Source organism: Frankia sp. AvcI1 (genome assembly GCF_001420875.1).
GTDB lineage: Bacteria > Actinomycetota > Actinomycetes > Frankiales > Frankiaceae > Frankia > Frankia alni.
In genome coordinates, this window is record NZ_LJFZ01000022.1 from 88,903 (window position 1) to 103,065 (window position 14,163).

General features: G+C 73.8%; 7 protein-coding genes and 16 pseudogenes. 22 read left to right on the plus strand and 1 reads right to left on the minus strand.

Going from position 1 to position 14,163, the window contains the following annotated elements; translation table 11 throughout:
• Nucleotides 1-448: 448 nt before the first annotated feature.
• The 19 genes and pseudogenes from hpnC to UK94_RS60720 form a co-directional block, all read left to right on the plus strand.
• A pseudogene (gene hpnC / locus UK94_RS21250) lies at nt 449-1,356 on the plus strand (squalene synthase HpnC); the annotation flags it as partial.
• Nucleotides 1,357-1,425: 69 nt separating this feature from the next.
• Nucleotides 1,426-1,674: pseudogene (locus UK94_RS60655) on the plus strand (squalene/phytoene synthase family protein); the annotation flags it as partial.
• Nucleotide 1,675: 1 nt separating this feature from the next.
• Nucleotides 1,676-2,264, plus strand: a pseudogene (locus UK94_RS60660) (squalene/phytoene synthase family protein); the annotation flags it as partial.
• Nucleotides 2,261-2,557: FAD-dependent oxidoreductase (locus UK94_RS60665; protein ID WP_235489047.1), on the plus strand; the 297-nt coding region annotated here is incomplete at its 3' end. The pseudogene UK94_RS60660 and the gene UK94_RS60665, both read left to right, overlap by 4 nt.
• Nucleotide 2,558: 1 nt before the next feature.
• Nucleotides 2,559-3,400: pseudogene (locus UK94_RS60670) on the plus strand (FAD-dependent oxidoreductase); the annotation flags it as partial.
• 1 nt (nt 3,401) lies between these two features.
• Nucleotides 3,402-3,574 (plus strand): annotated as a pseudogene (locus UK94_RS60675) (phytoene dehydrogenase); the annotation flags it as partial.
• Between the two features lies 1 nt (nt 3,575).
• A pseudogene (locus tag UK94_RS60680) lies at nt 3,576-4,039 on the plus strand (FAD-dependent oxidoreductase); the annotation flags it as partial.
• Entirely contained in the window at nt 4,036-5,052 is a 1,017-nt protein-coding gene (locus UK94_RS21265; protein WP_011602626.1) for a polyprenyl synthetase family protein, read from the plus strand. The pseudogene UK94_RS60680 and the gene UK94_RS21265, both read left to right, overlap by 4 nt.
• A 208-nt stretch (nt 5,053-5,260) precedes the next feature.
• The coding region (locus UK94_RS21270) for a prenyltransferase/squalene oxidase repeat-containing protein (RefSeq protein WP_235489049.1) at nt 5,261-6,858 on the plus strand (1,598 nt) is incomplete at its 3' end.
• A gap of 1 nt (nt 6,859) precedes the next feature.
• Nucleotides 6,860-7,202, plus strand: a pseudogene (locus tag UK94_RS60685) (prenyltransferase/squalene oxidase repeat-containing protein); the annotation flags it as partial.
• 1 nt (nt 7,203) lies between these two features.
• Nucleotides 7,204-7,375: pseudogene (locus UK94_RS60690) on the plus strand (hypothetical protein); the annotation flags it as partial.
• 470 nt (nt 7,376-7,845) lie between these two features.
• Nucleotides 7,846-8,249, plus strand: a pseudogene (locus UK94_RS76345) (4-hydroxy-3-methylbut-2-enyl diphosphate reductase); the annotation flags it as partial.
• 1 nt (nt 8,250) lies between these two features.
• Nucleotides 8,251-8,919 (plus strand): annotated as a pseudogene (gene ispH, locus UK94_RS60700) (4-hydroxy-3-methylbut-2-enyl diphosphate reductase); the annotation flags it as partial.
• A gap of 1 nt (nt 8,920) precedes the next feature.
• A pseudogene (locus tag UK94_RS60705) lies at nt 8,921-9,354 on the plus strand (4-hydroxy-3-methylbut-2-enyl diphosphate reductase); the annotation flags it as partial.
• Between the two features lie 241 nt (nt 9,355-9,595).
• On the plus strand, nt 9,596-9,951 hold a 356-nt coding region (locus UK94_RS21280), incomplete at its 3' end, for a PaaI family thioesterase (protein WP_313949565.1).
• Nucleotide 9,952: 1 nt separating this feature from the next.
• Nucleotides 9,953-9,997: pseudogene (locus UK94_RS74620) on the plus strand (hypothetical protein); the annotation flags it as partial.
• Nucleotides 9,998-10,380: 383 nt separating this feature from the next.
• Nucleotides 10,381-11,170: adenosyl-hopene transferase HpnH (hpnH, locus tag UK94_RS21285; RefSeq protein ID WP_235489051.1), on the plus strand; the 790-nt coding region annotated here is incomplete at its 3' end.
• Between the two features lie 27 nt (nt 11,171-11,197).
• Nucleotides 11,198-11,265: pseudogene (locus UK94_RS60715) on the plus strand (hypothetical protein); the annotation flags it as partial.
• A gap of 1 nt (nt 11,266) precedes the next feature.
• Nucleotides 11,267-11,385: pseudogene (locus UK94_RS60720) on the plus strand (DUF3463 domain-containing protein); the annotation flags it as partial.
• 205 nt (nt 11,386-11,590) lie between these two features.
• On the opposite strand, the gene UK94_RS21290 reads toward UK94_RS60720, so the two are convergent.
• Complete coding sequence (locus tag UK94_RS21290; protein ID WP_011602629.1) at nt 11,591-12,265, minus strand: TetR family transcriptional regulator; 675 nt, start codon at nt 12,263-12,265, stop codon at nt 11,591-11,593.
• A 370-nt stretch (nt 12,266-12,635) separates the two neighbouring features.
• Between UK94_RS21290 and UK94_RS60725 the strand changes: the two genes are divergently transcribed.
• The 3 genes and pseudogenes from UK94_RS60725 to UK94_RS60735 all read left to right on the plus strand — a co-directional run.
• Nucleotides 12,636-13,366 (plus strand): glycosyltransferase (locus tag UK94_RS60725; RefSeq protein WP_235489053.1); only part of this gene is annotated, 731 nt, incomplete at its 3' end.
• A 1-nt stretch (nt 13,367) separates the two neighbouring features.
• Nucleotides 13,368-13,510 (plus strand): annotated as a pseudogene (locus UK94_RS60730) (glycosyl transferase); the annotation flags it as partial.
• Nucleotide 13,511: 1 nt separating this feature from the next.
• A pseudogene (locus UK94_RS60735) lies at nt 13,512-13,855 on the plus strand (glycosyl transferase); the annotation flags it as partial.
• Between the last annotated feature and the right edge of the window lie 308 nt (nt 13,856-14,163).

Genomic DNA, 14,163 nt, shown 5'->3' on the forward strand with positions numbered 1-14,163 from the left:
GACGCGCAGGGTGGGGCCGAGGGCGCAGGGCGCCGTCGGCCCCGCGCCGCCGGAACCCGGGCGGCACCACGGCGCGCCTGCCAGGACCGGTCACCTGTGTCGGTCCGTCCGGACCTGCGCAGCAGGTCCCGCGTGAGGCGCGCCCATGACCTCCGGTGCGATCGGGCGCCCTGGTCCGTCGGCGGACCGGGTCGTCGCCAGCGCAGAACCCGCCGAACCTCGGCGCTGCCCAAGGCCGCGGCGCCGGCCAGGATCCGGCTCCGGCCAGGATCCCGGGCGCCGGCCGCGGCCTGGCGCAGGGACCCCCATCCCGGCACACCGCGCCCGGAGTGCAGACCGTCATCGAAGGAGAGGCGTATGACCGCCATCGACGCCCCAACCGGCCCACCACGCACGCCTGCGCTGTCGGGCGCGACGGGCCTGTCCACTCCCGCCGAACAGCTCCTGNGCGCCGCGCCGGCGGAGAACTTCCCGGTCTCGCCGATCGTGCTGCCCGCGGCCGTGCGCGCCCACTTCAACGCCCTGTACGCCTTCAGCCGGTTCGTCGACAACCTCGGCGACGAGGCCGCGGGCGATCGGCTCGCCCTGCTCGACCGCGTCTCCGCGGATCTGTCGGTGATCTGGGCCGGCGGTGAGCCGGAACTCGGCGTCCTGCGCCTGCTCGCGCCCACCGTGCGCGCCTGCGACCTGCCCGCCGAGCCCTTCGAGCGGCTCGTCGAGGCCAACCGTCAGGACCAGCGGGTCACCCGCTACGACACGTTCGACGACCTGGTCCGCTACTGCACCCTGTCGGCCGATCCGATCGGACGGATGGTGCTCGGCGTGTTCGGGCTCGCCACCCCCGACCGGGTCGTGCTCTCCGACAAGGTGTGTACCGCGCTGCAGCTCGCCGAGCACTGGCAGGACGTCGCCGAGGACCTCGCCGCCGGGCGCATCTACCTGCCGCGGGAGGACCTCGACACCTTCGGGGTCACCGAGGACGACCTGCGGGCGAAGGCGGCGAGCCCCGCGGTGCGCCACCTGATGGCCTTCGAGGTCAGCCGCGCCCGCACCGTGATGGACCAGGGCGCGCCGCTGGTCGCGACCGTGCCGGGCCGGCTGCGGCTGGCCCTGGCCGGCTTCGTCGGCGGCGGCCGGGCGGCGCTCGACGCGATCCGCCGCGCCGACTACGACGTGCTCGGCGGTCCACCCAAGGCACCCAAGCCGCGGATGGCGCGCTTCGCACTGGTGGCGCTCGCGCAGTCGGCGGCCCCGGGAGCGCCGGCGGCGGCCCGCACCGCCGCGGCGGTGGCGACCGCGACCGGCACGGCCGGCGTCGCGGCCAAGCGCGAGCGCGCTGCGGGGGAGGGCCGATGACCAGCCCGGTGCCGAACCCGACGAGCCGGCCCACCGTGGCCGAGGCCTACGCCGCCTGCGAGGCCCTCNCGAAGGAGGCGGCGCGGAACTTCTCCTACGGCATCCGGCTGCTGCCCCCGGAGAAACGGGGGGCGCTCAGCGCCGTCTACGCGCTGGCCCGCCACCTGGACGACATCGGTGACGGGGATCTGCCGCCCGAGGAGAAGCTTGCCGGGCTCGCCCAGGTCCGAGCCGAGGTCAACAACCTGGGCGCGGGCAGCTCCGACCCGATGTACGTCGCCCTCGACGACGCCGCCCGGCGCTTCCCGATCCCGCTGGNGGCGTTCATCGAACTCGCCGACGGCGTCGAGAGTGACGTGCACGGCACCACGTACGACACGTTCGACGACATGGTCGGCTACTGCCGGCTCGTCGCCGGCACGATCGGCCGGCTCTCGCTGGGCATCTTCGGCACCGAGCAGGCGGCCTCCGACCGCTCGGCGCCGGCCATCGCCGACGCCCTCGGCGTGGCCCTGCAGCAGACGAACATCCTTCGTGACGTCCGCGAGGACCTGCTCGGCGGGCGCATCTACCTGCCGGCGCAGGAGCTCAAGGCCGCCGGGATCGAGCTCGCCGTGGACGCCAGCGGTCGACTCGGCGGGCCGCCGACGGCACTGCTGGGCTACCTGCGGTCCTCGGCGCAGCGGGCCGAGGAGTGGTACGACCGCGGCATGGTGCTGCTCGACCTGCTCGACCGGCGCAGCGCGGCCTGTTGCGGCGCGATGGCCGGCATCTACCTGCGGCTCAATCGGCGGATCAAGAACGAACCGGCCGCCGTGCTGGACCGTCGGCTGGCGCTGCCCGGGTGGCAGAAGGCGGTCGTCGCCGCCCGCAGCCTCGCCGGGCGACCGGAGACGAGCGCCGCATGACCGCCGGGGTGAGTGAGGCCACCGAGGCCGCCGGCGCGACCGTGGCAGGTCGGGACGGGTCCCGACCGCACCTGGTCGTCGTCGGCGGAGGTCTCGCCGGGATGGCCGCGGCGCTGCTCGCCGTGGACAGCGGCGCGCGGGTGACGCTGCTGGAGGCCCGGCCGCGCCTGGGCGGTCAGACGACGTCGTTCCGACGGGGAGACCTGTGGATCGACACCGGTCAGCACGTGTTCATGCGCTGCTGCACCGCCTACCGCGGACTGCTGGCGCGCCTCGGGGTGGAGCACCTGACCNCCCTGCAGCCCCGCCTGGACGTCCCGGTGCTCCTCGGGGACTCGCTCACCCGGACCCGACTGCGGCGCACCAGCGTGCGCCTGCCCGCGCCGCTGCACCTGGCCCCGGCGCTGCTGGGCTACCGGGCGCTGCCGCTCGCCGAGCGGCTGCGCGCCGGGCTCGCGGCCTTCCAGCTCGGTCGCCTCGACCAGCGGTCCGCGGCGGTGGACGAACGGTCGTTCGGCGCGTGGCTGGCCAGCCACGGCCAGGGCCCGGCGGCGACGAAGGCGCTGTGGGAGCTGCTGACCGTGGCGACGCTGAACGCGCCGGCCGCCGAGGCCTCGCTGGGCCTGGCGGCCAAGGTCGTGCGTACGGGCCTGCTGGACGGCGCCGACGCCGGCGACCTCGGCTGGGCGGAGGTCCCGCTGTCCCGGCTGCACGGCGACGCGGCGATGGCCGCCCTGACCGCGGCCGGCGCCGACGTCCACCTGGGGGCCAAGGTCCGCGCCATCACCGCCGCGGGCGGCGGCTGGGAGCTCGCGGTCACCGCGGGCGGGACCAGCCGCGGCGAGGCGGTGCCCGGCACCGACGCCGCGGGCCGGCTGCACGCCGACGCCGTGGTCCTCGCGGTGCCGCCACCGGCGGCGGCGGACCTGCTGCCGGCCGGGGCCGGCCCGCGACCCGAGCGGCTGCGTGAGCTGGGCGACTCGCCGATCATCAACGTGCACATGATCTATCCACGGCAGGTGATCGAGGGGCCGTTCCTGGCCGTCGTCGACTCGCCGATCCAGTGGATCTTCGACCGGACGATCTCCTCCGGCCTGGCCGCCTCGGGTCCGCCGGGTGCCCAGTACCTGGCGCTGNCCCAGTCGGCCGCCGAGCCGTGGATCGACCGGTCGGCGAACGAGCTGCGCACGTTGTTCGTCGACGAGATGGCCCGGCTGTTCCCGGCCGCCCGCGCGGCCGCGCCGATCGAGGTCTTCGTGACCCGGGAGCGCACGGCCACCTTCCGGCAGGCGCCCGGTTCGCTCGCGTTGNGCCCGGGTACCTCGACCGGACTGCCCGGCTTTGCCCTGGCCGGCACCTGGACCGACACCGGATGGCCCGCGACCATGGAATCTGCTGTGCGTAGCGGACTCGCTGCAACCCGTGAGAGCCTGGCCGGTATGGGGGTCGTCGTCAACGGGTTGGCCGGGTCCGCCGGGGGAGTCCGGGGGGCCGCCGGTCGACCACCGGCGCCGGCTCGGAGACTCCCACGGCAGGGCGCCGACGGGGCGCCCGCCACGAGCACCACACCTGCGTCAGACCCGTCAGAACCTACGTCAGTCCCATCAGACCCATCGCTTGTGCTGGATACAGCGGTTGCACCGAATGCATCGGATTCGTCGGATTCTCCGGATCCACGGGGGGAGAACGCGGTGACCGCCGCAACGAAGGCGGTCACCGGGCCGGTGCCCACCGGCCAGCCAGGGCACTCATCCACAGGGGGATTCCCGGTATGACCATGACGGTTCCGGATGCGATCGAGCGGGGGCGGACCCTCACCGTGCCGGCGCTGCGCGCCGTGGTGGACCGCCTGCACCCGCGCCTTCGCCACGTCGTCGCCTACCACCGCGGCTGGGTGGACGCCGCCGGCGAACCGCTGCCCGGTGGCGGTGGCAAGCTCGTCCGCCCGGCGTTGGCGCTGCTGTCCGCCGAGGCGGCCGGCGCGCCGGCGGAGGTCGGCCTGCCGGCCGCGGTCGCCGTCGAGCTCGTGCACGACTTCTCGCTGCTGCACGACGACCTGATGGACGGCGACACCGAGCGCCGCCACCGGCCGACGGCCTGGACGGTCTTCGGCGCCGACGGCGCGATCCTGGCCGGCGACGCCCTGCTGGGGCTCGCCACCCAGGTTCTGCTGGAGGTCGAGGGCGACGCCGCGCGGCGCGCGGCGCTGATCCTCGGCGCCGGCGTCCAGGATCTGGTCCGCGGCCAGGCCGAGGACCTGATGTTCGAAAGCCGTTCCGACGTCACCGTGGCCGACACGCTGCGGATGGAGGACGGCAAGACCGGCGCGCTGCTGGCCTGTTCGGCGTCGCTGGGCGCCGTGCTCGCCGGTGCCGGCGACGAGATGGTCGACGCGCTCGCCGAGTACGGCTCCCGCCTCGGCACGGCCTTCCAGCTCATCGACGACCTGCTCGGCATCTGGGGCGACCCGGCGGTCACCGGCAAGCCGGTGCTGTCGGACCTGCGTTCCCGCAAGAAGTCCGTGCCGGTGGTGGTCGCGCTGGAGGCCGGCGGCGCCGCCGCCGAGGAGCTGCGTGCCTTCCTCGTCGGCACCGGCGAGTCGAGCGAGGCGGAACTCGCGCACATCGCCGAACTGGTCGAACAGGCGGGCGGGCGGGACTGGACCACCGCCGAGGCCGACCGGCAGCTCAAGGCGTGCGAGAACGTGCTGCGCTCGCTGTCGATGCCGGCCGCGGTCGAGGCGGAGCTGCTCGCCCTCGCCCGCTTCGTGACCGAGCGCGATCGCTGAGGAGGCCGCAGGTGAGCACAGGCGCCCATGCCGCCTGGTCCACCCGCCGCCCCGAACCAGGCCGGGGTGATGCCGGGAGGCCGGGCGGCGCCCCGCCACGGCTCGACCGGCGGGCGGCCCCACCGGGCCGCCGCGACACCGGACAGACCGGCGATCAGCCTGGCGATCGCACGCTTGACCATCGCACGTACGACGAGGGGAGTCGTCGATGAGCCTGACCTCGGACCCGTCCCCGGCTGCTCCGACTGCCGAGAAGAGCCCGAAGCGGCCCACCATCCCGGTGCCCGCCACGGCCGACGCCTACGGGATCTCCCGGTCCTCACCGCCGCTGCCCGCCGCCACCGGCCGGCCGCAGGCGGCCGGCCCGGCCAGCGCGGGCGTTGCCACGGCGCGCGCCCGGGACCATCTCCTCGCGCTGCAGTCGGAGGAGGGCTGGTGGAAGGGCGACCTCGAGACGAACGTCACGATGGACGCCGAGGACCTGTTCATGAAGCAGTTCCTCGGCATCCGCGGTGACGACGAGACCGAGCAGACCGCCCGCTGGATCCGTTCCCAGCAGCTCGCGGACGGCGGCTGGCCCACTTTCTACGGCGGCCCGGCCGACCTGTCCACCACCATCGAGGCCTACATCGCGCTGCGCCTCGCCGGCGACGCGGTCGACGCCCCGCACATGGCCCGGGCCGCGGAGCTCGTGCGCGCCCAGGGCGGGGTGGCCGCCTCGCGGGTGTTCACCCGAATCTGGCTGGCGGCGCTCGGCCAGTGGTCCTGGGACGACGTGCCGGTCATCCCGCCGGAGTTGATCTTCCTGCCGTCGTGGATCCCGCTGAACGTCTACGACTTCGCCTGCTGGGCGCGCCAGACGATCGTCGCGTTGACGATCGTCGGGTCACTGCGGCCGTCGCACGACCTCGGCTTCTCCATCGACGAGCTCAAGGTGCCGGCAGCGGCGCGCAAGCCGGCCGCGCTGCGCAGCTGGGAGGGCGCCTTCGAGCGGCTCGACAAGCTGCTGCACCGCTACGAGAAGCGGCCGATCAAGCTCCTGCGCACCCTGGCGCTGCGGCGGGCCACCGAGTGGGTCGTCGCCCGGCAGGAGGCCGACGGGTGCTGGGGCGGCATCCAGCCGCCCTGGGTCTACTCCGTCATGGCGCTGCACCTGATGGGGTACCCGCTGAACCACCCGGTGATCGCCACGGCGTTCCGCGGGATGGAGCGGTACGTGATCCGCCGGGACACCCCGCAGGGCCCGATCCGCCAGATCGAGGCCTGCCAGTCGCCGGTCTGGGACACCGCGCTCGCGGTCGTCGCGCTCGCCGACGCCGGCGTCCCCGGCGACCATCCGGCGATGGTGAAGGCCGGCCGCTGGCTGGTCGACGAGGAGGTCCGGGTCGCCGGGGACTGGGCGGTGCGCCGCCCCGAGCTCGCCCCCGGCGGCTGGGCGTTCGAGTTCGACAACGACTTCTACCCGGACGTCGACGACACCGCCGAGGTGGTGCTGGCGCTGCGGCGGTTGCTCGGCGCGGGGCACGTCGCCCCGCCGGCCTCCCGGCAGGGCCGCGCGGAGGCCCCCCCGGTGAACACCGTCGAGGACGCGGACCCGCGGCTGGCCGCGGCGATGCGCGCGGCGGCGGCCCGCGGGGTCGACTGGAGCGTCGGGATGCGCTCGTCGAACGGCGCCTGGGGCGCCTTCGACGCCGACAACGTCCGGACGCTCACCACGAAGATCCCGTTCTGCGACTTCGGCGAGGTGGTCGACCCGCCGTCGGCGGACGTCACCGCGCACATCGTCGAGATGCTGGCCGACCTCGGNCGCTCCGACCACCCGATCACCCAGCGGGCGGTGCAGTGGCTGCTGGACAACCAGGAGCCGGGCGGGTCCTGGTTCGGCCGGTGGGGCGTCAACCACCTCTACGGCACCGGGGCGGTCGTGCCGGCGCTGATCGGCGCCGGGGTGCCCACCGACCACCCGGCGATCACCGCCGCGGTCCGGTGGCTGCTCGAGCACCAGTCGCCCGAGGGCGGCTGGGGCGAGGACCTGCGCTCCTACACCGACCCCGCCTGGATCGGCCGAGGCGAGCTCACCGCGTCGCAGACGGCGTGGGCGCTGCTCGCGCTGCTGGCGGTGGACCCGCACAGCCTGGCCGTGAAGCGTGNGGTGCGCTGGTTGTGCGAGACCCAGCGGCCGGACGGCACCTGGGACGAGCCCTACTTCACCGGCACCGGTTTCCCCGGCGACTTCTCTCTGAACTACCACCTGTACCGGCTGGTCTTCCCGCTGACCGCGCTCGGCCGGTACGTGAGCCTCACCGGGGTGGCCACACCATGAGCACCTCCCCATCCCCGGGCGGCGACGGGACCGCTCCCGACGCTGTCGTGACCCCCGCCGACCGCACGGCCCCGGCGGCCGCGGCGGGGGGACCCGCCGTGATCCCCTCCCAGGACCCGGCGTCGCCGTCCGTTCCCTCGTCCGCCGCGGCACGCCGGCTCAGCGCGGTGGGTTCGCCTGTCGCGGTGGGTTCGTCCAGCGCGGTCGGTTCGCCTGTCGAGGCGGGTTCGCCTGTCGACGCGGGTTCGCCCGCCGAGGCGGGTTCGCCGGTCGAGCCGGGCTCGTCCACCGAGGCGGGCTCGGCCGCGGAGGCGTCGGTCGGTGGCGGGCAGGCGCAGGCGCCACCGCGGCCCGCGGAGCCGGCTGCGACCGTGGCCCGGCCCCGCCGACGCGCGCGGCTCGTGGTCGCGACAGCGCTGCGCTTCGAGGCGATGGCGGCCGGCCGCTCCGGCCTGCCGTCGGACACCGTCATGGTGCGCACCGGTATGGGCCCCGACAAGGCGGGCCGAGCCGCTCGGGTGGTCCGTCAGGCGCGCCCCGACGCCGTCGCCATCGTGGGCCTGTCCGGCGGCCTCGCCCCCGGGATCAGGCCCGGGGACATCGTCGTCGCCAGCGAGGTCCGCGGCGTCGACGGTTCCGTCGCCGCCCGCTGTGCGTCCGCCCCGCTGCTGGCCGGTGACCTGCGCAGGCTCGGCCTGACCGTCCACGTCGGCCCGATCGTCACCGCGGCCAAGGTCGCCACCGGCGACGAGCGCACGCGGCTGGCCGCCACCGGCGCCATCGCGGTGGACATGGAGAGCGCCCCGATCGCCGCGGGGGTCGGGGATGTCCCGTTCGCCGCGGTGCGGGTCATCGTCGACACCGCCGACGAGCCNCTCGGCCGCCTCGACCTGGTCCGCCGCGGCGTGCTGGGCCTGCGCACGATGCGCCGGCTCGGCCTGCCCATCGGCGCCTGGGCGGCCGCGGTGGGCCGGCGCACCGTGCTGCTCGCCGAACCGCGGGCGTTCTGCGCCGGGGTCGAGCGCGCCATCGAGGTCGTCGAACGCGCCCTGGAGCTCCACGGCGCGCCGGTCTACGTCCGCAAGCAGATCGTGCACAACTCCCACGTGGTGGCCGACCTCGCCGCCCGCGGGGCGGTCTTCGTCGAGGAACTCGACGAGGTGCCCGCCGGCGCGACCGTGGTCTTCTCCGCGCACGGGGTTGCCCCGGCGGTGTGGAACCAGGCCGACGGGCGCCAGCTCTCCGTCATCGACGCGACCTGCCCGCTGGTCGAGAAGGTGCACGCCGAGGCCCGCCGGTTCACCTCCCGCGGCGACACCGTGCTGCTCATCGGCCACTCCGGTCACGAGGAGGTCGACGGCACGCTGGGCGAGGCGCCTGGGCGCATCCGGCTGGTGCAGTCGCCCGAGGAGGTCGACGCCCTCGACGTCCCCGACCCCGAGCGGGTCACCTACCTCATGCAGACCACGCTGGCGATGGACGAGGCCGAGGAGGTCGTCGACGCGCTCAAGGAGCGCTTCCCGGCGATCGTCGGCCCCGGGTCCNCCGACATCTGCTACGCCACCTCGAACCGGCAGAACGCGGTGCGCAAGGTCGCCCAGGAGGCGCAGCTCGTCCTCGTCGTCGGGTCGGCCAACAGCGCGAACTCGGTGCGGCTGGTGGAGGTCAGCCGCCGCGACGGGGTGGCCTCCCACCTCGTCGAGAACGTCGGCGACGTGGAACTGTCCTGGCTGGACGGGGTGGAGACGGTCGGCATCTCCGCCGGCGCCTCGGCTCCGCCGTCACTGGTGGAGGAGCTCACCGCCGCGCTGTCCGGCCTCGGGGCGACGGACGTGACCACCCGATCCGTCGGTACCGAGACGGTCGCCTTCCACCTGCCCAAGGAGCTGCGCCGCGCGGGCGCCATCGCGGCCGGTGCCGCCGCGGCTGGTACCTCCGCGGCTGGTGCCGCGCCGGCGCACGTGTCCGGCCCGTCGTAGCCCGACTCGCGGTCCCGACCGCCGGTCGCCCGACCGTTCGGCGGGGATCGCCGTGCGCGATCCCCGCCACGGCCTCGTCTCTAGGCTGCTGACCATGACCGCGATGGAATCCGCACCCGGCGTTCCCGAGCTCGACCCCGCGCTCTGGGGCGAGCCCCGCAGCAAGTCCGTCACCTGGCACGACCCGATCCCGGTCGCGTCGGCCGCGGCCACCCTGAGCGGCCTGGAGTTCCTGACCGCGATGCGCGACGGCCGGATCCCGCCGCCGCCCATCTCCCGGCTGTTCGACTTCCGGCCGGTCGAGGTCTCGCGCGGCGACGTGGTGTTCACCTGTCAGCCCGACGAGTCGGCGTACAACCCGATCGGGATGGTCCACGGCGGCCTGCTCTGCACGATCCTCGACACCGCGGCCGCCTGTGCGGTGCAGACCACCCTCGACGCCGGCGTCGCCTACACCTCGATCGAGATCAAGGTGAACTACCTGCGGCCGGTGCGCATCGCGGCGGGCCGGCCCCAGCGGCTGACGGCGCACGGCTGGACCACCAGGCCGGGGCGCCGGGTGGCCTTCGCCGAGGCGGACGTCCGCGACGACGACGGNAAGGTCGTCGCCACGGCCAGCAGCAGCTGCCTGATCCTCGGCTGAGACCGGCTCCGGTCGCCGGGAACCCCAGGATGTGTAACTCTGAGTGACGAGTCGGCGTCGTTGCCGGCATCGGCGTCGCCCGGTCAGCGGAACCCGCGGGCCGGCGCGCCGGAGGTCGTCCCCACACCTCCGACGCCTCGTCGAAGGTTGACGATGCGAGGCCGGCGGAGGCCGCAATCGGCGTCCTTTGGCCGTCGTGCGAGGCCCTGACCTGGCCGGATACCCTCCGCGACCGGTTGCTCGGACGAGCGGGTCGGCCACCGGACACAGCTGTGCGACAGTTCATCGCTCGATCCACATGCAGCCTGTACGTACAGGCTGTATGGTCAGTGCAGAGATCATCGGTCATCCCACCGGCGACCTGAGGAGAGGGGAGCTACGCCGTGGCGGTCGAGTGGCGGTACCAGCTCCGTATCGGTACCTACCTGGCGAAGCAGAAACTGCGGCGCCGCAAGCACTTCCCGCTCGTGCTGGAGCTGGAGCCACTGTTTGCCTGCAACCTGTCGTGCACGGGCTGTGGGAAGATCCAGCATCCGGCGTCCGTCCTGAAGCAGCGGATGAGCCCCGAGGACGCGCTCGCCGCGGTCAAGGAGTGTGGCGCTCCGGTCGTGGCGATCGCGGGCGGTGAGCCGCTCATGCACCCGCAGATCCACGAGATCGTGAACGAGCTGGTCAAGCGCAAGAAGTTCGTGATCCTGTGCACGAACGGCCTGCTGCTGCAGAAGAAGCTCAAGAACTTCACGCCGTCGCCCTACTTCACCTTCGTGCTGCACATCGACGGGCTGCGCGAGCGGCACGACTCGGTGGTGGAGAAGGAGGGCACGTTCGACGAGTGCGTGCGGGCCTTCCACGCGGCGAAGGCGGCCGGCTTCCGGGTCGGCACCAACTCCACGTTCTTCAACAACGACAGCCCGCAGGACGTCATCGACATCCTGACCTTCCTCAACGACGACCTCAAGGTCGACCAGATCCAGCTCTCGCCGGGTTACGCGTACGAGAAGGCTCCGGACCAGGAGCACTTCCTCGCCGTCCAGGAGACCCGCGAGATGTTCGGGAAGGTCTTCGCGGAGGGTCGCCGCAAGAAGTTCCGGCTCAACCACTCGCCCATCTTCCTGGACTTCCTCGAGGGGAAGAAGGAGCTCGACTGCACCGCCTGGGGCATCCCGAGCTACTNGCTGTTCGGCTGGCAGAAGCCCTGCNACCTGATGAGCGACGGGTACGTCTCCTCGTACAAGGAGCTCGTCGAGACCACCGACTGGGACTCCTACNGTCGCGGCAAGGACCCTCGGTGCGCGAACTGCATGGCGCACTGCGGCTACGAGACCTCGGCCGTGCTGGCGACGATGGGTTCCCTGAAGGAGTCCATTCGCGCCGTCCGCCAGGTCTGACAGTCTGACGATCTGACGGTCCGACCCGGCGGCGGCCCTCCCGCCGCCGTTCGGCTGGCTTCACCCCGAACGCCGTCCCGACCGCTCGCCGCGGCCGGGGCGGCGTTCGTCGTTCTCGGGCCCGATGCCTACCTCGCCCTTCCAGAGGGTTCCCCGTCCGTTTGGTCCCTCCGGAAAGGCAGGCCTGGCGAGCAGATCGGTGTGGCTAGTGGGCGTGGCGGGGTCCGGCGGCGCTGTCGACGCTGACCGGCGGCTGCTCGGCGAGGTCGCCGCCCCGGCCCAGCCCACGCAGCAGCCGGTCGAGCACGATGCCGATCTCGATGCGGGCGGTGTCCGGATCGGCCGCGCCCGCCGTGTAGATGCTCGCCTCCGACAGCAGGGCGGCGACCAGCCTGGTCAGCGGGCCGACGGGGAGCGGATCGATGCGCTCCTCGGCCATCGCCCGTTCCAGCCATTCGGACAGCAGCCGGTAGCCGTGCCGCTCGACGAGGGCGTCCCACGCCTGGTTGCCGAGGACGGCGGGACCGTCGATCAGCACGATGCGCTGGAAGTCGCTGTCCGCGGTGGAGATGTCGAGCAGGGACTGGAACCCCTGGCGCAGCTGCGTCCAGGCGTCGCTGGGCAGCTCGGCGTCGCGCGCGAGCTCGCCCGCGACGAGCTGCTCGGCCACCTCGGTGGCGACCTGCTCCATCACGGTGCGGAACAGTTCGGCCTTATCGCGGAAGTGGTGGTACAACGCGCCGCGGGTGACCTGGGCGTCGGCGACGATCTCCTCGGTTCCCGTGGCGGCGAAGCCCTGCTCGGCGAACCGGCGGCGGGCTGCCGAGATCAGGGCCTGACGGGTGTCAGCCGTCTGCTCGGTACGACGGCTTCTGGTCACCCCCTGATTATGGTGCAGTCGGCGCCTTCGGAGGTGGCTCTGCCGAGCCAGGATCGTCCGGAGCGCCCGAGGCCCCGTTCGGNGGGGGTACACACAGGACGATGTGATGGCACCGCGGAATTAACCCCGGTCGTCCCGGGCGGCGCGGGGTGGGAGCACCCGGATGGTCGACGGGCCGGGCCCGACTGCGTCCGCAGGGCACCGGGTGCTCCATGGCGGATGGGCATCGTTCCTGCTCAGNGGCTCTTTTCCGGGGTGCGTCCGGGGGCCGGTGCCGGCGGCGGGGCCGTCGCGATCGCGGCGGACCTGCCGGGGGCGGAAAGTTCTTAACACACAATTACCGCGCTCGTCCGACGTCCGTACGACGCACGTGGCAGCATCACTCTCTGTGACTGTGCTGCAGTGGATAGCCCTCGCCTCCTTGCTCGCCTGGTTGTATCTGGCCGTCGGTCATGGTTTCTTCTGGCGCACCGACCAACGGCTCCCCGCGCGGCAGGCGCCGCCGTCGTGGCCCAGCGTAGCGATCATCATCCCGGCGCGGGACGAGGCCGACGTGCTGCCCGTGACCCTCCCGACCCTGCTCGCCCAGGACTATCCCGGTCCGGTCCGCCTGATCCTCGTCGACGACGGCTCCACCGACGGGACCACGGAGGTCGCCCGAGCCCTCGCGGAGCAGGCCGCGCGTAACGGGCACACGGGCGTCACCGCCGCGGTCACCGCCTCCACGGAGCCCCCACCCGGGTGGACCGGCAAGCTGTGGGCCCTGCGCCGCGGCGTCGACTGCGCCGGCGACGCCGAGTTCCTGCTGCTCACCGACGCCGACATCGCCCACGACCCGGGCTCGCTGACCAGCCTGGTGGCCTCCGCGCGCACGCACGGGCTGGACATGGTTTCGCAGATGGCCGTGCTGCGGGCCGAGACCGTCTGGGAACGGGTCATCGTGCCGGCGTTCGTCTACTTCTTCGCGATGCTGTATCCGTTCCGCTGGTCGAACCGCCCGCGTTCGCGGGTGGCGGCCGCCGCCGGGGGTTGTTCGCTGGTCCGCCGGGAGGCCCTCCTGGCGGCCGGTGGGCTCGCCGAGGTCCGCGGGGCGGTCATCGANGACGTCGCGATCGCCCGGATCATCAAGCGCTCCGGCGGACGGACCTGGCTGGGGCTCGCCGAGCAGGTCCACAGTCGGCGCCCGTACCCGCGGCTGGCGGACCTGTGGAAGATGGTGTCCCGCAGCGCCTACGCCCAGCTTCGNCACTCGCCGCTGCTGCTGCTCGGCACCGTGCTCGGGATGTCGCTCGTCTTCGTCGTCCCCGTGGTCGCCACCATCGCGGGCCTCGCGGCCGGCGACGGCACGACCGCGATCCTCGGCGCCGTCGCCTGGGTGATCATGACCTTGTCGTACGTGCCGATGATCCGGTACTACCGCCAGCCGGTTCCCGCCGCCCTGCTGCTGCCCGGCGTCGCCGTGCTCTACCTCGGGATGACGCTGGACTCGGCGCGGCTCAAGTGGGCCGGCCGCGGCGCCGCCTGGAAGGGCCGCACCTACGACGATCACGGGACACCGTCGGCCGAGCGGCACTCGTCGGCCGCGACGACNCCGGCCACGGCGCCTTCCGTCCCGGCGCCTTCCGAGTCGGTGCCGTCCGAGTCGGTGCCTTCCGCCGTCGCCCAGCCCACCGCTACGGTGGCCCCGTCCGAGGCGAGTCCGGCCGGGGCCGGTCCGGTGGCCGCCGCGGCATCCGCCGGCCCAGGGGTGGTGACGATCCCGGCGGCTGCCGGCCCGGTCGAGCCGCCGCATGACCCGTGGAACGACGGCTTCTCCCGCCCCAGCCCCAGGCCCGGGCGGACCGACGCGCCGCGCCGCGAGGACGCCGCACGCGCAGTGCCCGCGTCCGGCCGGGCTC

Bases quoted from the DNA above. Each gene is read 5' to 3' on its own strand.
- UK94_RS21265 (WP_011602626.1), top strand. From the start codon at position 4,036: ATGACCATGACGGTTCCGGATGCGATCGAGCGGGGGCGGACCCTCACC.